The organism is Rhizobium sp. WSM409 (assembly GCF_057653825.1).
This window is the reverse complement of sequence record NZ_CM172794.1, coordinates 4,403,764-4,426,152: the sequence shown is the minus strand read 5'-3', so window position 1 is coordinate 4,426,152 and position 22,389 is coordinate 4,403,764. Positions and strand designations below refer to the sequence as shown.

The 22,389-nt window shown below is 60.0% G+C and carries 25 protein-coding genes; 5 read left to right on the top strand and 20 right to left on the bottom strand.

What is annotated here, in order from left to right; all coding sequences use genetic code 11:
- Positions 1-37: 37 nt before the first annotated feature.
- The gene (gene trxA / locus AC25BC_RS21695) at positions 38-358 is read left to right on the top strand and encodes a thioredoxin (protein WP_003544118.1); all 321 of its coding nucleotides are present in this window, start codon (positions 38-40) and stop codon (positions 356-358) included.
- A gap of 70 nt (positions 359-428) precedes the next feature.
- On the opposite strand, the gene AC25BC_RS21690 is transcribed toward trxA, so the two are convergent.
- From AC25BC_RS21690 to AC25BC_RS21645, 10 genes are all read right to left on the bottom strand, one after another.
- Positions 429-1,781, bottom strand: coding sequence for a bifunctional folylpolyglutamate synthase/dihydrofolate synthase (locus AC25BC_RS21690; RefSeq protein WP_017995601.1), 1,353 nt, complete (start codon positions 1,779-1,781; stop codon positions 429-431).
- 27 nt (positions 1,782-1,808) lie between these two features.
- Positions 1,809-2,714, bottom strand: a complete 906-nt coding sequence (gene accD, locus AC25BC_RS21685; RefSeq protein ID WP_012759561.1) for an acetyl-CoA carboxylase, carboxyltransferase subunit beta — start codon at positions 2,712-2,714, stop codon at positions 1,809-1,811.
- Between the two features lie 129 nt (positions 2,715-2,843).
- Entirely contained in the window at positions 2,844-3,683 is an 840-nt protein-coding gene (trpA, locus tag AC25BC_RS21680) for a tryptophan synthase subunit alpha (protein WP_012759560.1), read from the bottom strand.
- A gap of 3 nt (positions 3,684-3,686) precedes the next feature.
- The gene (gene trpB / locus AC25BC_RS21675) at positions 3,687-4,907 is read right to left on the bottom strand and encodes a tryptophan synthase subunit beta (RefSeq protein ID WP_113546668.1); all 1,221 of its coding nucleotides are present in this window, start codon (positions 4,905-4,907) and stop codon (positions 3,687-3,689) included.
- A 2-nt stretch (positions 4,908-4,909) separates the two neighbouring features.
- The gene (locus AC25BC_RS21670; RefSeq protein ID WP_012759558.1) at positions 4,910-5,578 is read right to left on the bottom strand and encodes a phosphoribosylanthranilate isomerase; all 669 of its coding nucleotides are present in this window, start codon (positions 5,576-5,578) and stop codon (positions 4,910-4,912) included.
- A gap of 178 nt (positions 5,579-5,756) precedes the next feature.
- Positions 5,757-6,515 (bottom strand): M48 family metallopeptidase, encoded by a 759-nt coding sequence (locus AC25BC_RS21665; RefSeq protein WP_012759557.1) that lies wholly within the window; start codon positions 6,513-6,515, stop codon positions 5,757-5,759.
- A 107-nt stretch (positions 6,516-6,622) separates the two neighbouring features.
- The gene (locus AC25BC_RS21660) at positions 6,623-7,057 is read right to left on the bottom strand and encodes a DUF2852 domain-containing protein (protein WP_012759556.1); all 435 of its coding nucleotides are present in this window, start codon (positions 7,055-7,057) and stop codon (positions 6,623-6,625) included.
- 145 nt (positions 7,058-7,202) lie between these two features.
- Entirely contained in the window at positions 7,203-8,480 is a 1,278-nt protein-coding gene (locus AC25BC_RS21655; RefSeq protein ID WP_012759555.1) for a polyhydroxyalkanoate depolymerase, read from the bottom strand.
- Positions 8,481-8,684: 204 nt separating this feature from the next.
- Positions 8,685-9,527: a fumarylacetoacetate hydrolase family protein gene (locus tag AC25BC_RS21650; RefSeq protein WP_128438349.1), complete on the bottom strand. Its 843-nt coding sequence runs from the start codon at positions 9,525-9,527 to the stop codon at positions 8,685-8,687.
- Between the two features lie 144 nt (positions 9,528-9,671).
- Positions 9,672-10,631: a glutathione S-transferase family protein gene (locus AC25BC_RS21645; protein WP_128438348.1), complete on the bottom strand. Its 960-nt coding sequence runs from the start codon at positions 10,629-10,631 to the stop codon at positions 9,672-9,674.
- Between the two features lie 170 nt (positions 10,632-10,801).
- Here AC25BC_RS21645 and AC25BC_RS21640 point away from each other — a divergent pair, with 170 nt between their 5' ends.
- Both AC25BC_RS21640 and AC25BC_RS21635 read left to right on the top strand, forming a co-directional pair.
- Complete coding sequence (locus AC25BC_RS21640; RefSeq protein ID WP_128438347.1) at positions 10,802-11,086, top strand: DUF2218 domain-containing protein; 285 nt, start codon at positions 10,802-10,804, stop codon at positions 11,084-11,086.
- Positions 11,087-11,129: 43 nt separating this feature from the next.
- Entirely contained in the window at positions 11,130-11,729 is a 600-nt protein-coding gene (locus tag AC25BC_RS21635; RefSeq protein ID WP_012759551.1) for a nitroreductase family protein, read from the top strand.
- Positions 11,730-11,814: 85 nt separating this feature from the next.
- Here AC25BC_RS21635 and gyrB read toward each other — a convergent pair whose 3' ends face one another.
- From gyrB to AC25BC_RS21610, 5 genes are all read right to left on the bottom strand, one after another.
- On the bottom strand, positions 11,815-14,250 hold the full coding sequence (gene gyrB, locus AC25BC_RS21630; RefSeq protein WP_012759550.1) for a DNA topoisomerase (ATP-hydrolyzing) subunit B: 2,436 nt from the start codon (positions 14,248-14,250) through the stop codon (positions 11,815-11,817).
- Between the two features lie 135 nt (positions 14,251-14,385).
- Complete coding sequence (locus AC25BC_RS21625) at positions 14,386-14,763, bottom strand: helix-turn-helix domain-containing protein (RefSeq protein WP_003544097.1); 378 nt, start codon at positions 14,761-14,763, stop codon at positions 14,386-14,388.
- Complete coding sequence (locus AC25BC_RS21620) at positions 14,760-15,326, bottom strand: Smr/MutS family protein (protein ID WP_012759549.1); 567 nt, start codon at positions 15,324-15,326, stop codon at positions 14,760-14,762. Before AC25BC_RS21620 ends, AC25BC_RS21625 begins: the two co-directional genes overlap by 4 nt.
- Positions 15,326-16,444 carry a murein transglycosylase A gene (gene mltA / locus AC25BC_RS21615; RefSeq protein ID WP_128438346.1) on the bottom strand — a complete coding sequence of 373 codons (1,119 nt, stop codon included), beginning with the start codon at positions 16,442-16,444 and terminating at the stop codon, positions 15,326-15,328. The genes AC25BC_RS21620 and mltA overlap by 1 nt, the downstream gene beginning before the upstream one ends.
- Entirely contained in the window at positions 16,437-17,141 is a 705-nt protein-coding gene (locus AC25BC_RS21610; RefSeq protein WP_012759547.1) for a Tim44/TimA family putative adaptor protein, read from the bottom strand. Before AC25BC_RS21610 ends, mltA begins: the two co-directional genes overlap by 8 nt.
- A 132-nt stretch (positions 17,142-17,273) precedes the next feature.
- On the opposite strand from AC25BC_RS21610, the gene AC25BC_RS21605 reads away from it, so the two are divergent.
- Positions 17,274-17,780: an FxsA family protein gene (locus tag AC25BC_RS21605; RefSeq protein WP_032996743.1), complete on the top strand. Its 507-nt coding sequence runs from the start codon at positions 17,274-17,276 to the stop codon at positions 17,778-17,780.
- Between the two features lie 101 nt (positions 17,781-17,881).
- Positions 17,882-18,364, top strand: a complete 483-nt coding sequence (secB, locus tag AC25BC_RS21600; RefSeq protein WP_012759545.1) for a protein-export chaperone SecB — start codon at positions 17,882-17,884, stop codon at positions 18,362-18,364.
- Between the two features lie 67 nt (positions 18,365-18,431).
- Here secB and dnaQ read toward each other — a convergent pair whose 3' ends face one another.
- Genes dnaQ through AC25BC_RS21575 form a run of 5 tightly spaced genes read right to left on the bottom strand, consistent with a single transcriptional unit; the run spans position 18,432 to position 22,062 of the window.
- Positions 18,432-19,154: a DNA polymerase III subunit epsilon gene (gene dnaQ, locus AC25BC_RS21595; protein WP_012759544.1), complete on the bottom strand. Its 723-nt coding sequence runs from the start codon at positions 19,152-19,154 to the stop codon at positions 18,432-18,434.
- Entirely contained in the window at positions 19,147-19,758 is a 612-nt protein-coding gene (gene coaE, locus AC25BC_RS21590; protein ID WP_012759543.1) for a dephospho-CoA kinase, read from the bottom strand. The genes dnaQ and coaE overlap by 8 nt, the downstream gene beginning before the upstream one ends.
- Entirely contained in the window at positions 19,758-20,615 is an 858-nt protein-coding gene (locus AC25BC_RS21585; protein WP_012759542.1) for a shikimate dehydrogenase, read from the bottom strand. The genes coaE and AC25BC_RS21585 overlap by 1 nt, the downstream gene beginning before the upstream one ends.
- Positions 20,608-21,207 (bottom strand): Maf-like protein, encoded by a 600-nt coding sequence (locus AC25BC_RS21580; protein ID WP_012759541.1) that lies wholly within the window; start codon positions 21,205-21,207, stop codon positions 20,608-20,610. Before AC25BC_RS21580 ends, AC25BC_RS21585 begins: the two co-directional genes overlap by 8 nt.
- Positions 21,208-21,240: 33 nt before the next feature.
- Positions 21,241-22,062 carry a pyruvate, water dikinase regulatory protein gene (locus tag AC25BC_RS21575; RefSeq protein ID WP_011649834.1) on the bottom strand — a complete coding sequence of 274 codons (822 nt, stop codon included), beginning with the start codon at positions 22,060-22,062 and terminating at the stop codon, positions 21,241-21,243.
- Between the last annotated feature and the right edge of the window lie 327 nt (positions 22,063-22,389).

Below are 22,389 nucleotides of genomic sequence, written 5' to 3'. Positions count from 1 at the left end.
TGTGGTTCAACACCCAATTCCGTTAAAGGAGCAGCGCATGGCTACCGTGAAAGTCGATATCAATAACTTCCAGTCGGAAGTTCTGGAATCCGCAGAACCCGTCGTCGTCGATTTCTGGGCCGAATGGTGTGGCCCGTGCAAGATGATTGCTCCGAGTCTCGAAGAAATCGCCGTCGAGATGGAAGGCAAGGTCAAGGTCGCCAAGCTGAACATCGATGAGAACCCGGAACTCGCTGCACAGTTCGGTGTGCGCTCCATTCCGACCCTTGCAATCTTCAAGGGCGGCGAAGTTGCCGATATCTCTGTCGGCGCAAAGCCGAAGACGGCTCTGTCGAACTGGATTTCGAGCGCCGCCTGATTGATATCGGCCAACTTATATTACTTGACGAAAAAGCCCGGTTCGACCGGGCTTTTTCATTTCGCGGCCTTCATTTCGGGGGCGTGCCGTTGTCGGCAAGCACATCGCCGACAAGATAGAGAGAGCCGCCGACCAGGATGCGCGGCGGCAATGCCTCCGGATCGACGACGGCTTTTATCGCTTCCAGCGCATCCCCGACCGTCGACATCGGTTCGGCAACCAAGCCGGCATCATAGGCGGCATTCGACAAGATCACCGGGTCGATCATCGCTTCACTGCCGCGGATCGGCACGCAGAATATCTTCTCGACCAAGCCGGCAAAGGCCTTGAAATAGCCGACCGGATCCTTGGTGTTGATCATGCCGATAATCAGAAAAAGTGGCCGAGACTGGCGCTCCTCGAAATTGGCCATGGCTTCGGCGATCACTTCGCCGGCACCCGGATTATGCCCGCCATCGATCCAGATCTCGGCGCCGGCGGGCGCATGCGACAGCAGCCGGCCCTCGCTCAGACGCTGCAGCCGGCCCGGCCATTCGACCGAACCCATCGCCTTTTCCATCATCGTCTCGGTGACGGTAAAACCCGCCGCCTTGACGGCCCGAATGGCGGCAGCGGCATTGGCATATTGATGCCGGCCGGGAAGGCGCGGCAGCGGCAGGTCGGCAAGACCGAACTCGTCCTGGTAGACGAGCCGGCCATATTCCTCATGCGCCATGAAATCCTGCCCGAAGACGGCGCTCGGGCAATGCAGCCGTTCGGCCGTCGACATCAGCACGTCGAGAGCTGCGTCATATTCCTGATGACCGATGACAACGGGAAATCCCGGCTTCATGATGCCGGCCTTTTCGGCCGCGATCAGCTCGACCCTGTCGCCGAGATAGGGCTGGTGATCCAGCGAAATCGGCATGATCACTGAGACGGCCGGATCGGAAATGACATTGGTGGCGTCGAACCGGCCGCCGAGACCGACTTCGAGGATCGCGGCATCGGCCGGATGTTCGGAAAACAGGATGAAGGTGACCGCCGTCAGGATTTCGAAGACGGTGATGTGCTGTCCTGCATTGGCAGCGGCCACGCGACGCACGGCCTCGGCAAAGACGGCGTCATCGACAAGCTGCCCGCGTCCACCCTTGACACCAATGCGATAACGCTCGTGCCAATTGACCAGATGCGGTGAAGTGTGGACATGAGCGCTGTAGCCGCCGGCTTCGAGCAAAGCGCGGCAGAAGGCGGTGACTGACCCCTTGCCATTGGTGCCGGCGACATGGATCACCGGCGGCAGTTTCCTGTGCGGATTGCCGAGCACATCGAGAAGACGGGTGATGCGATCGAGAGACAGATCAAAACCCTTGGGATGCAATCCCATGAGCTTGTCGATCTCCTGTGCTGCCTCACTCACCGCGGTTTGGCCTCTGGGTATCAATTCGGCACCCCGCCTGCTTGTCGGTTATCAGGCGCTTGCCGCCAGAGCAATCGCGCCGCTATTCATATCGTTCGCCGCAGAAACCGGCTTCTTGGTCAGGATCTTCAAGAGGCGCGCCAGCGTTTCCGGAATATCGTGACGTTTGACGACCATATCGACCATACCATGCTCCAGCAGGTATTCGGAGGTCTGGAAGCCTTCGGGCAGTTTTTCACGCAGGGTCTGCTCGATCACGCGCTTGCCGGCAAAGCCGATTTCGGCGCCGGGTTCTGCCAGATGAATATCGCCAAGCATGGCATAGGAGGCCGTGACGCCACCCGTTGTCGGATTGGTCAGCACGACGATATAGGGCTGGCCGGATTCCTTCAGCATGTCGACGGCAACCGTCGTGCGCGGCAACTGCATCAACGACAGGATGCCTTCCTGCATGCGCGCGCCGCCGGAAGCGGGGAACATCACCAGCGGGCACTTTTCAGCCGTCGCACGCTCGAAAGCCTTGACGATCGCCTCGCCGGCGGCCATGCCGAGCGAACCGCCGATAAAGTTGAATTCGTGCACGACGGCCACGAGTTTCAGTCCCTGCACCTTTCCGACACCAGCAAGGATCGTATCTTCCTGTTCGGTCTTCAGGCGGCTGTCGCGCAGGCGATCGCTATATTTCTTCGAATCGCGGAACTTCAGCGGATCCTGCGCGACCTTCGGCTGCGGCAGCGATTCGAACTCGCCATTGTCGAAAAGATCGGCCAGGCGGGCCTTGGCCGGCATCTTCATGTGATAACCGGACGCCGGAATGACCCATTTGTTGCCTTCCAGGTCCTTGTGGAAGACCATCTCGCCCGTTTCCGGGCACTTGATCCAGAGGTTCTCCGGCACTTCGCGACGGCCCAGCATGGAATTGATCCGCGGGCGAACGTAGTTGGTGATCCAGTTCAACTCGAATACTCCTGATAGTCTAAAGCGCGTCGCGATCTGCCACGCTTTAGGTCCTAGTTTTCCGCATGTCGTTGCCGCAAAAACGCTGCACACTTTTGCGCGACATGCTTTATTGCCAATGTGGGCAAACTATTCGGCAGCAACAAGGCGCGCCGAACGTGTTCCCGTGGAAAGGCCACGCACCAGCGTGGCAACGGCCTGAACGGTGTCCGCCGTTGCCTTTCCGTCATGCGTCAAGCTGGTCGCGACCTGATTGACGATCGCGGTGCCGACGACGACGCCGTCGGCCGAACCGCCGATGACCTTTGCATGTTCCGCCGTCTTGACGCCGAAGCCGACGCAGACGGGCAGGCTGGTATGCTGCTTGATGCGCTCGACCGCGCCCGAAACCAGCGACGGATCGGGCAGCGCCGAACCGGTGATGCCGTTCATCGAGACGTAGTAGACGAAGCCGGAGGTGTTCTTCAATACCTTCGGCAGGCGCTTCTCATCGGTCGTCGGCGTCGCCAGGCGAATGAAATTAATGCCCTTGCGGATCGCCGGAATGCAGAGTTCGTCATCCATCTCGGGCGGCAGGTCGACGACGATCAGGCCGTCGATGCCGGCGGCGAGTGCGTCGTCGAGGAATTTCTCGACGCCGTAAATATAGATCGGGTTGTAGTAACCCATCATCACGATCGGCGTCGCATCGTTGGTCTTGCGGAAATCGGCCGCCAGCTGCAGCGTCTTCTTCAGCGTCTGGCCGCCTTTCAGCGCGCGCTGGCCGGCCAGCTGGATCGCCGGGCCGTCGGCCATCGGATCGGAAAAGGGCATGCCGAGCTCGATAATGTCTGAGCCCGCCTCCGGCAGCGCCTTCATGATGCCAAGCGAGGTGTCGTAGTCAGGATCGCCGCCCATGAAATAGGTCACAAGCGCCGGACGGCCCTCGGCCTTCAGCTCGGCAAAGCGTTTGTCCATGCGTGCGGTCATGTCTTACAGTCCCATTCCCAGAAGCTTGCCGACGGTGAAGATATCCTTGTCGCCGCGGCCGGAGAGGTTCATTAGGATGATCTCGTCCTTGCCCATCGTCGGTGCCCGCTTGATGACCTCGGCAATCGCATGCGAGGGCTCGAGCGCCGGGATGATGCCTTCGAGGCGGGTCAGGGTCTGGAAAGCCTCGAGCGCTTCGTGGTCCATGATCGGCACATAGTCGACGCGGCCGGTATCGTTCAGCCAGGAATGTTCGGGGCCGATGCCGGGATAATCGAGGCCGGCCGAAATCGAATGGCCTTCCTTGATCTGACCGTCACCATCCTGCAGCAGGTAGGTGCGGTTGCCGTGCAGCACGCCCGGCGAACCGGCGGTGATCGAGGCGCAATGTTCGTCGCCCTGCAGACCCTTGCCGCCGGCTTCGACGCCGACGATCTTGACAGAGGGATCATCCAGAAAAGGATGGAAAATGCCGATGGCGTTCGAGCCGCCGCCGACGGCAGCGATGACCAGATCCGGAAGACGGCCTTCGGCCGCCAGCATCTGCTCCTTCGCTTCGATACCGATCACCGACTGGAAATCGCGGACCATCTCCGGATAGGGATGCGGACCGGCGGCCGTTCCGATCAGGTAATAGGTATCTTCGACATTGGTGACCCAGTCGCGAAGCGCCTCGTTCATGGCGTCCTTGAGCGTGCCACTGCCTGCGGTGACCGGTTTGACTTCCGCGCCGAGCAGTTTCATGCGGAAAACGTTCGGCGCCTGACGCTCGACGTCGGTGGCGCCCATATAGACGACGCAGGGAAGGCCAAAGCGGGCGGCCACGGTCGCGGAGGCGACGCCGTGCTGGCCGGCCCCGGTTTCGGCGATGATGCGGGTCTTGCCCATGCGCTTGGCGAGCAGGATCTGGCCGATGCAGTTGTTGATCTTGTGCGAGCCGGTATGGTTCAGCTCCTCGCGCTTGAAATAGATCTTCGCGCCGCCGAGTTCGGCCGTCAGCCGCTCGGCGAAATAGAGCGGGCTCGGGCGGCCGATATAATGCGCGCCGAGATGCTTCAATTCGGCCTGGAATGCCGGATCGTTCTTCGCCCTGTTCCACTCGTCCTGCAGATCCAGGATCAGCGGCATGAGTGTTTCGGCGACGAAACGACCGCCATATATGCCGAAACGGCCATCTTCATCGGGGCCGGAACGGAAGGAATTCGGTTTAGGCGTCTCGTTCACTCTCAACTCCCTGAGGCCATCATCGGCGCATTCGCCTTTTCGACCGCGTCAAAAAATTCATCGATCTTCGCGACGCTCTTCACGCCAGGCGCAGTTTCGACACCCGAGGAGACGTCGATACCCGGTGCCTTGGTGACGAAAAGCGCCTCGGCGACATTGTCCTTGTTCAGCCCGCCGGAAAGCATGTAGTCGACGCTGCCGTCAAGCCAGCTGAGAAGGCTCCAATCGAAGGAAATACCGTTGCCGCCAGGCAGTTCCGAACCCTTCGGCGCTTTGGCGTCGAAGAGGAAACGGTCGGCGATGCCGATATAGGCCTCGACGCGCTTCAGGTCGTCTGCCGTGCGGACCGAAAAGACCTTCATCACAGGCAGACCATAGACCGCCTTTATGGTCAGCACATGTTCGGGGCTCTCGTTGCCGTGAAGCTGGAGCATATCCGGCTTCAATATCGACACGATCTCGTCGAGTTCGTCATTGGTCGGATCGACGACGACGGCGACGATTTTCGCCTTGCCACGCGCAGGTTCGGCCAGTTTTGCCGCCAGGTCCGGCTCGATATAGCGCGGGCTCTTTTCGAAGAAGATAAAACCGATATGGGTCGCGCCGCGTTTCAGCGCGCGATCGACAGCGTCGGGCGTCTTCAAGCCACAGATCTTGATATCCGGTCTCATGGCAGCGAAGTGACACGAAATGCAGAAAGAGTCGAGCCAATTTGCGACGGACGCTGAATTTAGCGCGGCTCTCGGCCAGAGCGCCGCGCGTCCAAAGGACGCCCTAGAGAAGCTCTATCACTTTAAATCTGCGCGTAATCCTTTCCGAAAAATCGATTCCGATATTCGAGTTTATGCGCTAGTCGAAATCGATCGCGTGCAACTGGCTGCCATGCCGCTTGAGCCAGGATTTCGCCTCGTCCATGCCGGGGCAAAGTTTGCCACAGAGGGCCCAGAAGTGCGGGCCGTGGTTCATTTCCTTGAGATGGGCGACCTCGTGGGCGGCGAGATAATCGATCACCGACGGCGGCGCCATGACGATGCGCCATGAAAAGCTCAGATTTCCCTCCGACGAACACGAGCCCCAGCGGCTGCGAGTATCCTTCATCGAGATCGAGCGGATCGGCGCCCGGATCGCTGCGGCGTGCATCGTCGCCAGTCTTGCGAGATCGGCACGCGCCTCTTTCTTGAGAAAGGCCGCAATGCGCCGTCCGACATGTTCCGGCATGCCGCTGACGCGCAGCACCGGCCTGCCGTCTATTGAAACCGCCTCCGTCAGCCCGCGCAAGCTGCCGCTATGCTGGATGCGATGGGAAACGCCGCGAAGGAGGATTTCGCCGCCGTCACGCAGGCCGGTATCGGTCGAAAACTTGGCAAGCTTGGTGAGCAGCCACCCCTGATGACGGTCGAGGAAGGCATTGACCTCGCGCGCGGCAAGGCCTTTCGGCACCGTCATCTTCAAGGCGCGGCCACCCGGCTCGATGCGCAGCGTGATTCGTGTCGCCCGGTCGTGCTGCTTGATCGTCAGCGGCATGAGCCGGCCGGCGACATCGAGCGTCCGCATTTCGGGCGGAGCCGGCTTTCGCGCCTTCGACATTGTTTTCAGAAGCGAGAACATGCGTGTTTTCTATACGATTCGCCGGCAAATCTAAATGATCGGCGGAAGGGCAGACATGGAAAAACCGGCATCGACAGATGCCGGTCATCATTTCATCGTTCAGGCGTTTACGGCGTCTGATATTCGGCGACCGGGCCGTTGTCATCGCGCTTGGCGTTCCTGCGGTCGCGCATGAAGCGGTCGAACTCTTCCTGATCCTTGGCCCGGCGGAGCTCGCGCAGATACGAGTCGAATTCCTCGCGCATTTCGTCAAGCTTGCGGCGCTCTTCCTCCATCCGGTCGAGTTCGGCCTTACGCCAGTCGTCGAAGGCGCCGTTGCCGGTCGAGAAGTGTGGGCGGTGACGGCCATGCGGGCGGCGGCAGGAGGCGAAGAAGCCATCGGTCGCCTGGTTGACGTCACGCTTGAAGCCGCGCAGACGGTCGCCGAAGATGATGTAGGCAAGCATGGCAAGACCCAGAGGCCAGAAAACCATGAAGCCGAGAATCATCAGGGCAATGGTAGCCGGAGTCCAATCCGGTCGAAGCAATGCTGACTGGTTCATCGTGCGGGTATCCCTCGCTTTCCGCGCCCGGCAGAATACCGAACGCTGAAATCGATGTGGTAACCGCAATAAGCGCCTTCAAGACGATTGCCCGCGAAATCGGACAAAGCCTTGAATTCGTTTTGCTAATTCAGCTGCCCCTGATTCAGCCCGTCCGGCCGCCCTTGATGACACGCGGGATCGGAGGCTTGACGGCGGAACGGGAATGCTTTCGGACGAAATCGATGATGCGCGGCGCGATCTCGCGGCGGAAACGCGAGCCGTTGAAAACACCATAATGGCCGACATCCGGCTGGAGATAGTGCATGCGCATATCTTCGGGAATGTTCACGCAGATAGTCTGCGCCGCCTTTGTCTGGCCGACACCTGAGATATCGTCATTCTCACCTTCGACGGTCAGCAGCGCCACGTTACGAATTGCCGCCGGATCGACGCGTTTGCCGCGATGCATCAGTTCGCCCTTCGGCAGCGAATGCTTGATGAAGACTTCCTCCACCGTCTGCAGATAGAATTCGGCGGTCAGATCCATGACAGCGAGATATTCATCGTAGAAATCGCGATGTCTTTCCGGCTCGCCGTCGTTCTTCACGAGATGCATGAAGAATTCCTTGTGCGCCACGAGGTGGCGATCAAGATTCATCGACATGAAGCCCGAAAGCTGCAGGAATCCCGGATAGACCGGGCGCATGAAGCCCGGCTGCGGCCAGGGCACGTTCATGATGACGTTGTCGGAGAACCACTGCAGCGACCGCTCCTGGGCGAGCTTATTGACCGCCGTCGGGTTGATGCGCGTGTCGATCGGGCCGCCCATCAGCGTCATCGACGCCGGCGAAAGCGGATCCCTGGCTTCCTCCATCACGGCAGCGGCTGCCAGCACCGGAACGGAAGGCTGACAGACGGCGATGACATGCGTGTCCTGACCGAGGAAATGCAGCATCTCGATGACGTAGTCGACGTAATCGTCGAAATCGAACGTGCCTTCCGTCATCGGCACCATGCGAGCGTCGATCCAGTCGGTGATGTAGATATCGGCACTCGGCAGCAGCGCCTCGACCGTGCCGCGCAGCAGCGTGGCATAGTGGCCGGACATCGGCGCGACGATCAGGATGCGTGGGTCATTGCCGCGGGCGGCTGGAATACCGCGGGCGAAATGCAGAAGATTGCAGAAGGGTCGCGACCAGACAACCTCTTCGCGGACGGAAACCGTCTTTTCACCGATCGTCGTCTGCTTCAATCCGAATTCCGGCTTGCCATAGCGGCGCGTCGTGCGTTCGAACATTTCGAGACTTGCCGCCATCGTCCGGCCGAACGGCGTATGGGAGAACGGATTCAGCGGATTGGCATAGGCAAATCGCATGATATCTGCCGCGGCGCGAAACGGCGCCATGGCGGCATGGTTCAATTCATAAAGCTGATAAAACATGGAAGGCGCCACCTTTCTCTATCGAAAAGATAACACCGATTGAAAGGCATCGACTCTTTTCGTAACGCGGGCACGTAGCGCAGACTAACAGTTTTTTGTTGCACAGCAACATTGACGAACCAGACCCACACAAAAAATGCCGGAGAATTGATCTCCGGCATCATAATCGACCTGAAAACTTAAGTTTCTCAGCAGGAAGCGTTATTAACGATCCGCTACGAAAGTCTGCTTCTGCGTGCCGAGACCTTCGATGCCGAGTTCGACCACGTCGCCGGCCTTGAGATAACGCGGCGGCTTGAGGCCCATGCCGACGCCCGGAGGCGTGCCGGTGGAGAGCACGTCACCGGGATGCAGCGACATGAACTGGCTGAGGTAGGAGACGAGAAACGCAACCCCGTAAACCATCGTTTTCGACGAGCCGTTCTGCATCTTCTGGCCGTTGACCGTCAGCCACATGCCGAGGTTCTGCGGTTCGGCAATTTCGTCCTTGGTCACGAGCCAGGGGCCGATCGGGCCAAAGGTGTCGCAGGATTTGCCCTTGGTCCACTGACCAGACCGCTCGGTCTGGAAAGCGCGCTCGGAAACGTCATTGGAGACGCAATAACCGGCGACATAATCCAGCGCTTCGGCTTCCGTCACATATTTGGCGGTTTTGCCGATGACGACGCCGAGCTCAACTTCCCAATCGGTCTTTTCCGAACCGCGGGGAATGACGACATTGTCGTTCGGTCCAACGATTGCGGATGTCGCTTTCATGAAGATGATCGGCTCGGGCGGCACGGTCGCACCGGTTTCGGCAGCATGATCCGAATAATTCAAGCCGATGCAGATGAACTTGCCAGTGCCCGCGACGCAGGCGCCGATGCGGCCGGGTGCGATTTCCGGAAGGCTCTTCGGATCGATCGCCGCTATCTTTGCAAGGCCTGCCGGTCCGATCGCTTCACCGCCGATATCGGCGACATGACCGGAGAGATCGCGGATCTTGCCATCGGCATCGAGAAGTGCTGGTTTTTCACTGCCTGCTTCGCCAACACGCATCAGCTTCATGGAATTTCCTCCTCATCGAAAACGGATTTGCAGCCACCTATGAACGAATTATTCATCGGTGTCATTACGGCTTTGCCGGGAAGCGGTACGGCTTTGCCGCGATTCGGATGATTTTCTGCCGAAAACCGCCCGTATCTTTCGGCATCATGCTCTAAAAATTTCCGTCAGATCCGGGCCGGAGGGAATGATCTTCGTCGGATTGAGGCTTTCGATCGAATAGTAGCCGCGCTTGATATGATCGAGGTTCACCGTTTCACCGATGCCCGGCCAATCCAGCATGCGGCGGCAGAAAGCGCGCAGCTTGGCATAGTCGGAAAGCCGGCGCAGATTGCATTTGAAGATGCCGTGATAGGCGACGTCGAAGCGCACCAGCGTTACGAAAAGCCGGATATCGCTCTCGGTGGGATGATCGGCGAACAGAAAAGACCGGCCCTCGAATTGCCGCTCGACCCAGTCGAGGCAGGAAAAAACATCGGCAAAAGCCTCTTCATAGGCGATCTGCGTGGTGGCGAAACCGGCGCGGTAGACGCCGTTGTTGAGATCGGGATAGATGCGATCGTTGAAAGCATCGATCTCGGTGCGTCTCTCCGCCGGGTAAAGATCGATCGGATTTTTTGCCAGACCACCGAAGCCGCTGTTCAGCATACGCAGGATATCGGCGGATTCATTGTTGACGATGGCCTTTCTCTCTCTGTCCCAGAGAACCGGCACGGTCGCCCGGCCGGTGAAATCGGGTGCTGCCCCGGTATAGATTTCATGCATATAGGTTACGCCGTTGACGTGATCCTTCGTCGCGCCGGGATAATCGCCGAAGCGCCAGCCCTGCTTGCCCAGCAGCGGTTCAACGACCGAGACGGAGATGACGTCGTCCAGGCCCTTGAGCTTGCGGCCGATCAGGGTACGTGAGGCCCAGGGGCAGATATATGCGACATAAAGATGGTAGCGGCCGGCCCTGGCTGCAAAGCCGCCTTCGCCAGTCGGCCCGGCGCTGCCATCCCGGGTCACCCAATTGCGGAAACTTGAGGTCTGGCGGACGAAGCCGCCCTTTTCGTCCTTTGCCTGAACGGGCTGCCAGTCTTCCGTCCATTTTCCGTTCACCAGCATGCGCAACTCCCCGAGCGATTGACTAAACGGTTTATTATCCTGCTTCGACGCCGGCGTGAGGCCGCTTTTGTGGAGACAGTCTGTACACCCAAGCTGCGACGATGCTGCGCTTGCCAAGCCGGTGAAGCAGGAAATATGTCTCTGCTATACAAAATGACGTGGAGTTCGAAATGCATCTCTCGAAGGCCGTCGTGCGGACCGAACATGCAAGCCGCTACCTGCAGCAACTCTGCAAACGCTGGAGCCACAAGTTCAGCGTCGATTTTGATCCTCTGAAGGGCCGGGTGCCGTTCAGCGATACGACCGAGGTGACGTTTGCGGCCGACGATGCGGCGCTGACCTTGACACTTTCCGTCGCCGATTCCTCGCAACAGGAAAGGATGCAGCACGTCATCGGCGATCATCTAAAGCGCTTCGCCTTCCGCGAAGAACTCGACATCGTCTGGACGGACTAAGCCCAGCCCCCGATCCAAATTTTCTGCAAACCCTGGAACAAGCATGACGAAGAGCAATAACCGCGAATCCGAATATCCGGTCGATCCGATGTTTCTTGACCGCTGGTCGCCGCGCGCCTTCACCGGCGAAATCATCGAGGAGGCGCAGCTACTCGGTCTGCTCGACGCCGCCCATTGGGCGCCGTCCTCGGCCAACCACCAGCCCTGGCGCTTCATCTATGGCCTCAAGGGTTCGGAGCATTGGGAGAAATTCGTCGCTTTGCTCAACGATTCCAACCAGGAATGGGCCAGGAATGCATCAGCGCTGATCTTCGTCGTGTCGCGCACCTTCACCGGGGCTGCCGGCTCGGCTGAGGAAAAGCCGAGCTACACTCATTCCTTCGATGCCGGTGCGGCATGGGGGCATCTGGCGATCCAGGCGCGCCTCTCCGGCCTTTATGCCCATGGCATGGGCGGCATCAAACATGAGGAGATCAGCCAGGCTTTCGCCATTCCCGAGGGATACCGGGTCGAAGCAGGCGTCGCCGTCGGCCGCCTGGCCGACAAGAGCGTTCTTTCCGAACGCAATCAGGCGCGCGAATTCCCCAGCCAGCGCAAGCCGCTCTCCGAGGTCGCCTTCAACGGGCGCTTCGTCGCGAATTGAGCGAAGCCAAAGGCCAAGCAGATATCGGGCAAACGAAAGCCCCGCCATCCTAAAGATAGCGGGGCCATTTATTTTGAAATATCAATTAGATATCGAGGTTTGCAACGCTCAGCGCATTCTCCTGGATGAATTCGCGCCGCGGCTCGACTTCATCGCCCATCAGTCGAGCAAACAGGCCGTCGGCATCGGTGGCATCATTGACCCTGACCTGCAGCAGTGAACGCACATTCGGATCGAGCGTCGTTTCCCAGAGCTGTTCGGCATTCATCTCGCCAAGACCCTTGTAGCGCTGCATGGTCAGGCCCTTGCGGCCGCTTGCGAAGATCGCGTCGAGCAGGGCGCGCGGGCCGGAGATTTCGATGTCGCCTTCGCGGCGATGCAGCGACGGCGGCGTCTGATAGATTTCCTTGAGGCGCGCCGTCAGCTGGTCGATGTGACGGGCATCCGAGGAACCGATCAGCGCCATATCCAGCACGACGAGTTCCCTGACGCCGCGGACCATGCGCTCGAGGCGCAGACCGCCATCGGTTGTCACATCGCCCCGCCAGCCGCGCTCGGTTTCCTCGGCGATGATGTCGAGGCGCCCGGCCACTTCGTTTGCCAGCGCCAGCGCTCTGGCCGGGTCGCTGGCGAGCTCGGCGTTGAGGGCGCCGGCAATCGCGGCTTGTTCGACGGCGGAACGATTGTAGCGCGAATGGAGATTGTCGAGCAGCGCGCGCATACGCAGAGCATCGAGGATGACCTCGCGCAGATCCTGGCCGGCGCGAACCTCGCCGCTGCCGAGCCTCAGCGAAGCATCTTCCAGGCCCTGGCTGATGAGATATTCTTCGAGCGCCTTCTCATCCTTCAGATACTGCACCGACTTGCCGCGCGAGACCTTATAGAGCGGCGGCTGAGCGATATAGAGATGACCGCGCTCGATCAGTTGCGGCATCTGGCGGAAGAAGAAGGTGAGCAGCAGGGTGCGGATATGGGCGCCGTCGACATCGGCGTCGGTCATGATGATGATCTTGTGGTAGCGCAGCTTTTCGACATTGAACTCGTCCTTGCCGATGCCGGTACCGAGCGCGGTGATCAATGTGCCGATTTCCTGGCTCGACAGCATCTTGTCGAAACGGGCGCGTTCGACGTTCAGGATCTTGCCGCGCAGCGGCAGGATCGCCTGGTTCTCGCGCGAGCGGCCCTGCTTGGCCGAGCCGCCGGCAGAATCGCCCTCGACGAGGAAGACTTCGGATTTTGTCGGATCACGCTCGGAGCAGTCAGCAAGCTTGCCCGGCAGCGAAGCGATATCGAGTGCGCCCTTGCGGCGGGTCAACTCGCGGGCCTTGCGCGCCGCTTCGCGTGCGGCGGCGGCCTCGACGACCTTGCCGACGAGGATTTTGGCTTCGCTCGGATGTTCTTCGAACCAGGTGCTCAGCGCCTCGTTGACGAGACTTTCGACAACAGGACGGACTTCCGAGGAAACGAGCTTATCCTTGGTCTGCGAGGAGAATTTCGGATCCGGCACCTTGACCGACAGAACCGCAGTCAGGCCTTCGCGGCAATCTTCGCCCTGCAGCGTTACCTTTTCCCTTTTGGTGATGCCGGAACTGTCGGCATAGGAAACGACCTGGCGCGTCAGCGCCGCGCGGAAGCCGGCCATATGCGTGCCGCCGTCGCGTTGAGGGATGTTGTTGGTGAAGCAGAGCACGTTCTCATGATAGCTGTCGTTCCACCACATCGCGACTTCAACGGTGATGCCGTCCTTTTCGCCGTGGATGGCAACCGGCTTGTCGACGAGCGACTTCTTGGCGCGGTCCAAATAGGCGACGAAAGCCTCGAGGCCACCGTCATAACGCAGCTCTTCCTGCTTGATGTCGGAATGGCGCTTGTCGGTCAGCAGGATGCGGACGCCTGAATTCAGGAAGGCGAGCTCGCGAAGGCGATGCTCCAGCGTGCCGTAGTCGAACTCCGTCATGGTGAAGGTGCCGGTGCTCGGCATGAAGCTCACTTCCGTGCCGGTCTCATTCGGCGCGTCGCCCGTAACCTTCAGTGGAGCATCGGCCACGCCATGGGTGAAGCTCATTTCATGGATCTTGTCGTGACGGCGGATCTTCAGCTTCAACCAGACGGACAGCGCGTTGACGACGGAGACGCCGACGCCGTGCAGGCCGCCGGAAACCTTGTAGGAATTCTGGTCGAACTTACCGCCGGCATGAAGCTGCGTCATGATGACTTCGGCAGCCGACACGCCTTCGCCGGTGTGGATGTCCGTCGGGATGCCGCGACCATTGTCGGTGACGGTTACCGAGCCATCCGGATTGAGGGTCACCGTGACGATGTCGGCATGGCCGGCAAGCGCTTCGTCGATCGCGTTGTCGACGACTTCATAGACCATGTGATGCAGGCCGGAGCCGTCGTCGGTATCGCCGATATACATGCCGGGGCGTTTGCGCACGGCATCGAGGCCCTTCAGAACCTTGATGGAATCTGCGCCATATTCGGTGCTTACGCCGTTTTCCGTCGCGGATGTATCGCTCATTCTGTCGAGATTTTCCCTGTTGTCGTAAAGCTGCGGCGCGCCTTGCGAATCACCGGCTTTCTTCACTCTCGTATATAGGTTTTTTGAACCCACTTCCCAATGGCAAGCCCCTAAAACAAGGCATAAAACAGGGGATTATGACGCTTTTCCGTCGCCTTTGCCGCCATTTTCGAGAAGAGCCGATAGCCGGCCTATCTCTGCACTGTCAAGGTTGCGAATCCGCCGGGCCAGCCGGTTGGCAAATTCGGTATATTCGGGGGGCAGTCCGGAGGTGTCGATCACGACGCGCGGGTCGGACGAGCGGGCGAGCAGGAACAGTTCCTCAGCCTCATCCCAGATGATGTTGAAATAGCCGGCGATGCGCTGCAGCAGATCGAATGTCGGCAAACCACGCTTTCCATGTTCGAGCGCCGAGAGATAGGCGGGGGAGACATTCAGTGCCTCCGCCATCTCCTTCTGCGAGACGCCCTTGCGCGCTCTCAGCCTGCGAACCGCCTCTCCGAAGGGTGTCATGGCCTTTCCCCATGCCGCCGCGACAGGCGAATGTAGAGCGCGCCCTCACCGCCATGATGCTGTGCGGCCGACTCATAGGAGGAGATCAGGTAACGGAATTCCGGCTTCGAGAACCAGAGAGGCACCGCCCGCTTCAGCGCACCCTCGCTGCCCATGGAGCTGCCCTTGCCCGTAATGACCAGCACATGGCGCATGCCGCGCTCATGGGCGCGGATCAGGAAATCGAGAAGGATGGCATGAGCCTGGCTCTGCACCAACCCGTGCAGGTCGATCCGCGCTTCGAGCGCCAGCCGGCCCTTGGCGATCTTCCGCTTGACCGGCTTTTCCAGCGGATGATGCACCCCGGCCGATGGCTTCGCCGTTGACGGTGCTGTCGCCTGCAGCGGCGTGGGTGTGGCTGGCGTCTGCTTTTCCTGTTCCCGTTCGGCCGCCGCCTCGGCCTCGGCAAGAAAGGCGTCGAGTTCGGTCAACGCCCCCGCCTTGCCGGGCATCGGCCGGGTGCTGCGGGCAACCTTGCCCCAGAGGATCCTCTCATCCGCGCTCAGCTTGCGATCCCTGGCCATCAGTCGAATCTTCCGGCGGCGGCATTGGGAATGAGGATGGTGAAATCGGCCTCGTTGCGGACGGTGCCGGCACTTTCCCCGGCCATGTCCCCCGAGCCGGTGAAGATATCACCCCGCGCCGGCCCGATAATCGCCGAGCCGGTATCGAGCGCCAGCATCAGCCGGTGGAACGGGCGGCCTTGGTCGAGATGGGTGAGACTTTCGGCGCGAATGAAAAAAGGAAAGCCGAAGGTATGGATCATCCGGTCGACCGCAAGCGCGCGCCCGGCGAGAAGCGGCACCTTGGCGGCCGCGATCGGGCCTGCCTGTGGATCGGCAACCGGCGCTTCGCGGAAAAAAATATAAGAGCGGTTATGCCATAATACCTCGTCGACGCTCTCGGGATTGCGCGCCAGCCAGGCACGGATCGCCTGCATCGAAATCTCCGTCCGATTGATCTCCCCGCGCCCGATGAGCAGCTTGCCGATCGCCGAGAAAGCATGGCCGGCCTTCGCCGCATAGGTGATGCGGCCGATACGACCATCCGTATAACGCAGACGGGCAGCACCCTGCACATGCACGAAGAAGACATCGACCTTCGACTTCGCCCAGGCAATTTCGAGGCCGCGGCCTTCGAGAAAACCCTGATCGATGGCGCGGCGGTCCGGATAGGCAGCGACGCGGCCCTCATGCAGACGGCCGAAAACATAGGCCTTGTCGAGCTCGGCGGGGCGATTGGCGTCGTCGAGATCGATCAGATCGCCCGGACGCCGGTAGAAAGGAAAACGGAAAATTTCGTCCGGCCGCTCGGCCACGTCGATATCGGGTTCGTAGAAGGCGGTGACGAAGCCGGAATTGCCATCCTTGCGGCGAATCAGAAAGGGCCGACAGTGCGTCTCGAAAAAAGCGCGCGCCGACGCCGGAGATGGCGGAGTGAAATCTTCGGCAGCGGCGAGAAGCGGAAGCAGGTCTTCCGAGCTCAGGCCCAGCGATCCGGTACGGTACGATTTGACATCGGTGATTTGCCGGCGGCAGCTTCGCATCACTTCAAAAAGGCCGGAGGGATCATCATCCTTCCAGCCTTCCAGAGAGTCGAAGCTTATGGCCTGCAGGACGAAGTCCGATGCGTGGTCACTCATGTTCCGATTCGGTCGCCACGAGTTTCCAGTTCGGATCGCGCGAGCGGGTGTCGCGGGCGAAGGTCCAGACGTCGTTGACCTCGGCGACGTTTTCGGCGTCGCCTTCAATCAGCACATCCGCCTTGTCGTAGGTGGCCGATATCAGCTGGCTGGCGATGCGCACGGTGATCTGCGCTTCGCTGCCCTTTGTTTCCGCATGGGTGATTTCGGCCTTGTCGATGCCGACGAAGGTGGACTTCACCTTCTCGCCCCGGGCTTCGCGCTCGCCGATCGCCGCATCGAACCCGTCATAGACTTCGCGGGACAGCAAGTTCTTCAGCGTTTTCCGGTCGCCATCGGCGTAGGCCATGACGATCATCTCGTAAGCCATGCGGGCGCCGTTCAGAAACTCCTTCGGGGTGAAGGCGGGATCGGCCTTGTTCAGCGCGCGCAGCGATTCGTTGAGCGGCGTTCCGGGTGCCGCGAAAGCATCGATGGCGGCGAAGCGATCCTCGTCCTCCGTCGTCGCATCACGCCGCGGCAGCGTCACTACCTTGCCGGCATCGGCGGCTTCGGCCGGAGCCGCATCCCGCGGCGTATAGAGATCGCGCGGCGGCTTCTCATTTCCTGTACGGCGCCCGAGCACGGAGCGGAGCTGAAAGAAAATCAGCACAGCCGCCACCAGGAAAAATAATGTGATGAAGTCGTTCGAACTCATATCGTATCGCAGCCGCCCGTTAACATCTCTGATTTGTACTCCCATATAGTCTGCCTATACAGATGATTCAAATGATGGCTGGCATCTTCGCCGGCGCCAAGAGGAGACCGGCGAGCCCGGGACATGACCGACATGCGTTTTTCGATCCTGCCAGCCTTCATTCTGCTGCTGCCGCTCGCCGAAATTGCCGGTTTCGTCGTCGTCGGCCGGGCTATCGGATTGTGGCTGACGCTGGCGCTCGTCATGCTCGGTTTCGTCCTCGGCGTGATTCTGCTGCGCCGGCAGGGCATCGGTATTTTGCGCCGCATGTCGAGCGAAGGACGAAACGGGGTGATGCCGGGCCGCGACCTGCTGCGGCCGGCGATGAACGTCATCGCCTCGCTGCTGCTGATCATTCCCGGCTTCCTGTCCGATATCATCGCGATCCTCATTCTTATTCCGCCGGTGCGCGATCTCGTCTGGCGGGCGATCGCCAAACGCTTCGTCGTCGTCAATGCTAAGGGCGCCTCTTCCTCGGGCCCGCAAGCCGATTTCCGCGACCGCAAGCCGAACTCGAAGGTGGTCGATCTCGACGAAGAGGACTATCATAGAGAGCCGGATCGCAACTCACCGTGGTCCGGCAAACATCTCGGCGATTGAGGCACTGCGGCTGATCAACCGCGCCAAGCGCCCAGGGTTGTAAGCCCTTCCCTGAAATGTTAGATGGCGGCACCATTCCCATGCCCCTCGAGGAAAAGCCAATGGCAGACGATAACAACAGCAACGGTGCGGCCAACCCCACCCTTTCGATCCTTGCGCAATATACCAAGGATCTGTCCTTCGAAAATCCGGGTGCGCCGCGTTCGCTGCAGGCCCGCGACAAGGCGCCGACGATCAACATCAATGTGAACGTCAACGCCAACCCGCTTTCCGATACGGATTTCGATGTCGTGCTGTCGCTGAATGCCGAGGCCAAGGACGGCGACAAGACGGTTTTCCATACCGAACTCACCTATGGCGGCGTCTTCCGCGTTGCCGGTTTCCCGCAGGAACACATGCTGCCGGTTCTCTTCATCGAGTGCCCGCGCATGCTCTTCCCCTTCGCCCGTCAGATCATCGCCGACGTCACCCGCAACGGTGGTTTCCCGCCGCTGATGATCGACCCGATCGACTTCACGCAGATGTTCGCTCAGCGTGTTGCCGAGGAACAGGCCCGCGCCAAGGTTCAGGCCGTTCCGAACTGACCGGCTCTTTCTTGTCTGAAATGCGGATGCCCGGGCTGGTCCCGGGCATTTTCAATTGAGGACCGGTTCAATCGAGGTTTGCGTATTTCGCCCAGACGCTTTTTTCACCGAGCTTGGCGACGAGCGCCTCATGTGCCTGCTCCTCGATATCGCTGACGCGCGGGGCTAGCGGCCGGGGCCGCTCGAGCACTGCGGCAATCACCACGTCGTCTTCCATCCCCATGTCACCGCGGGCTGCCTGGTTGGACCTGCCGACCATGCCGAGCCCGAGCGCTGCCTGTCTGCCACCGATCATCTCGATATAGACTTCGGCGAGCAATTCGGAGTCGAGCAGCGCGCCGTGTTTGGTGCGGTGCGAATTGTCGATGCCGTAGCGCCGGCAGAGCGCATCGAGCGAATTCGGTCCCATCGGGTGTTTGCGACGCGCCATCGACAGGGTATCGAGCACCCTTTCCGGCAGGATTGGCGGCAAACCGATCCGTGCTAATTCCGCGTTGATGAAGCCCATATCGAAGGTGGCGTTATGGGCAATCCACTTCGCATCGCCGAAGAAGGTAAGGATTTGTTCGGCAACCTCCCCAAAAGGCTGCTTGTCCTTCAGGAATTCATCGGTGATGCCGTGCACGGCGAGCGCATCCGGATGAACCTTCTGATCTCCAGGATTGATGAAGATATGGATCGTATTGCCCGTGGGGAAATGATTGAAGAGCTCGATGCCGCCGATTTCGATGATGCGGTCGGCGCGGTTGTCGAGGCCGGTTGTTTCCGTATCGAAGATGATCTCACGCATTCCGGAAATCTCCCTTGGCAATCCGCGTTTTCAGGTCGGCGACGATCTCGAGTACACGTTCTCTCGTCGTCGCGATACTGTGACTGGTGTCGATTACATAATCGGCCCGCCGCCGTTTTTCCGTGTCCGGCGTCTGGCGTGAGAGAATCATGTCGAATTTTTCCTCGGTCATGCCTTCGCGCGCAAGCACCCTTTGGCGCTGAAGCTGTGGATCAGTGCTGACCACGACGATGACGTCCACTCTTGCCTCGGCGCTGGTTTCGAAAAGTAGTGGGATATCGAGCAATACCATGTCGGCGCCGGCGGCGCGCTGTCGCTCCAGAAATTCCGTCTCGCGTTTGCGAACCAGCGGATGGACTATCGCTTCCAGGCGTTTGAAGCCACCGGGATGAAAAGCGAGCTGGCGGCCGAGTTCATGCCGGTCGACGGCCCCATCCTTCATCGTACCGGGGAAGGCGGCATTCACCAGTGATGCAGCCTCGCCGGCATAGAGATCGTGGACCACGGCATCCGAATCGTTCACCGGGATTCCGGCATCGGCGAAGAGCTTTGCCGCCGTCGATTTTCCCATTCCGATGGAGCCGGTGAGACCGATCTTCAGCATCAGTGTGCTTCCATATCCGCGATGACGAGCGCGCGCAGCGCCGCGTCGACGATGGGACGCCGGCCGAACCATTGCTCAAATCCAGGCACGGCCTGGTGCAAGAGCATGCCGAGACCATCGACGATGGGAAATCCTTGCTCTTCCGCCTGTGCCAGGATCGGCGTCTTCAAGGGCACATAAACGATATCGGTGACGACCGCATCGGCTGCAAGTGGCGAGAAATCGAGTTGCGGCGCCGCCTCGCCGTCCATGCCGAGCGAGGTGGTGTTGATGAAGAGGCCAGCACCCTTCATCACTTCGGCAAGCGCTCCGGCCGGATGGGCCTGGACACGCGGGCCAAAACGATCCGCGAGTTCACGCGCGCGTTCGACGGTACGGTTGACGACATGGATCTCCTTGAAACCGCGATCACGGACCGCCTGGATGATCGCCCGGCTGGCGCCGCCGGCGCCAAAGACGACGGCCGTGCCATGCCGGTCCCAGCCCGGATGACGTTCGTCGAGATTGGCAATGAAGCCTCGACCGTCGGTATTCGTCGCATGCAGAGCGCCATCCTCCAGCCAGAGCGTGTTCGCGGCGCCGAGCTCGCGCGACAGCGCGTCCGGTTCGTCGGCGAGCCGGAACGCCAATTCCTTATGGGGAATGGTGACATTGCCTCCGGTAAAGCCGGAACTGCCGTCCTTCAACGAGTGAATGAAATCGGCAAAGGCCTCGGGTGCCACTTCATGAGCGCGGTAGCTGCCTGGCAGGCCAAGCGTCTTGAGCCAATATCCGTGGATCAACGGCGAGCGCGAATGCTTGATGGGAAAGCCCGTGACAAACGCTTTCGGCCCCAATGTTTCACGTGAATCACCCATCGACTGCTCCGAGTTCTCGCAATTTTTTTAGAAGCGGCAGCATCGGCAGGCCGAGAATGGTGAAATAATCACCCACGATCTTTTCGAAGAGCTGGATGCCCTCCCCCTCCAATTGATAGGCGCCGACGCTGAAAAGTGCCCGTTCGCCAACCCGCGCCAGATGTCTGGCGATGAACTCCACCGTTAGCGGCCGCATCGTCAGTTCGGCATGCGCGAGATGTTCCCATAAGACCACGCCATTGCTGACGATCGCAACGGCGCTGTTCAATCGATGGGTGACCCCCGAAAGGGCTTGAAGATGGCTAGCCGCGTCGGTCATGTCCTTCGGCTTGTGGAAGACGCTGTCGCCGAGCGACATCGTTTGATCCGAACCGATGACCAGGCTATCCGGAAAACGGCTGCTGACTTCTTCGGCCTTGGCCCTGGCCAGGACGAGGGCCACGGCATCAGGCTTGGTGCCGGCTTTTTCCAGCGGCGCTTCGACGGCCCGTTCATCGATCCTTGCGGCATGCGCCTCGAAGGACAGACCGGCATTTTCCATCAGCATCCGGCGATAGGGGCTCGACGATGCAAGGATGAGTTTCGGCGTCATGGGTTCCTCGGCGTGCCAGCTTTTCGCCAGCGCTTAGCGCAGCTTCGGCCGCAGGGCAACGATCGCCGCTGCTGTTTCCTCGATTGAGCGGCGGGTGACGTCGATCAGCGGCCAGTTATGACGGGCGCAAAGCGAGCGGGCATATTTCAGTTCCTCCGAAATCGCGGCGCGATCGGTGTAGTGTTCGCGATCGAATCCCTGCGTCACCCCGAGCACACGATTTTCCCGCACCTGGGAAATGCGGTCGGTGGTGGCGATCAAGCAGACGATCAGCGGTTTACTCGCGACGAAGAGGCTCTCCGGCAATGGCACGCCATAGACGATCGGAATGTTCGCCGTCTTGATACCTCGGTTGGCGAGGTAGATGCTGGTGGGTGTTTTCGATGTACGACTGATACCGATGATGACGACATCGGCGTCGTTGTAATCGTCGGGCATCTGGCCGTCATCGTGATCCATGGTGAAATTCAGCGCTTCGATGCGGGCGAAGTAGCCGGCATTCATCACATGCTGAGCTCCGACCCGACGGCGCGATGGAGCGCCGAGATAGATCTGGAAGGCATTCATCACTGGCTCCAGCACATTCACCGAGGCGACACCCATCTCGATGCAGCGCTCATCGATCAGGCTCGCAAGCTCCCGGTCGACAATGGTGTAGAGTACGATGCCGGGGGCGTCATCGATCGCCTGCAGAACCGGCAGCAGCTGCTTGCGATTGCGGATCAGCGGATAGACATGTTCAATCGGCTGCGCTGATCTGAACTGCGCCGACGCGGCGCGCCCGGCGGAGATCAGAGTCTCTCCCGTTGAGTCAGAAATCAGATGCAGATGAAAGAAGTTCGTTCTGTTCTCCACGCTATTTTCCGCTGCCTGTTGAAAACACTGGATGAAACAGAGCTACGGCGGCGAGGCAGTCTCCGGCAAGGGAAAACATGCCTGCTTATCCACATTTCGGATTTTGCCGAACGGTTTCGGTTGGCCCTGTGGACGATGGGGAAGGGGTGGGCTTCTTGAAAGCTCGTCCACAGCCTGTCCACAGCTATGAGAAAAATTGCCGATCCGGAAGGATTTGGAATCATTTCCGGATTCGGCTTCTCCCCGAAATTTGGACGAGATCGACAAATCTTTCCGATGTTGTTTTGCGGGCGCGCGACAAATGGCATCGGCGGTGGATGGATTTTA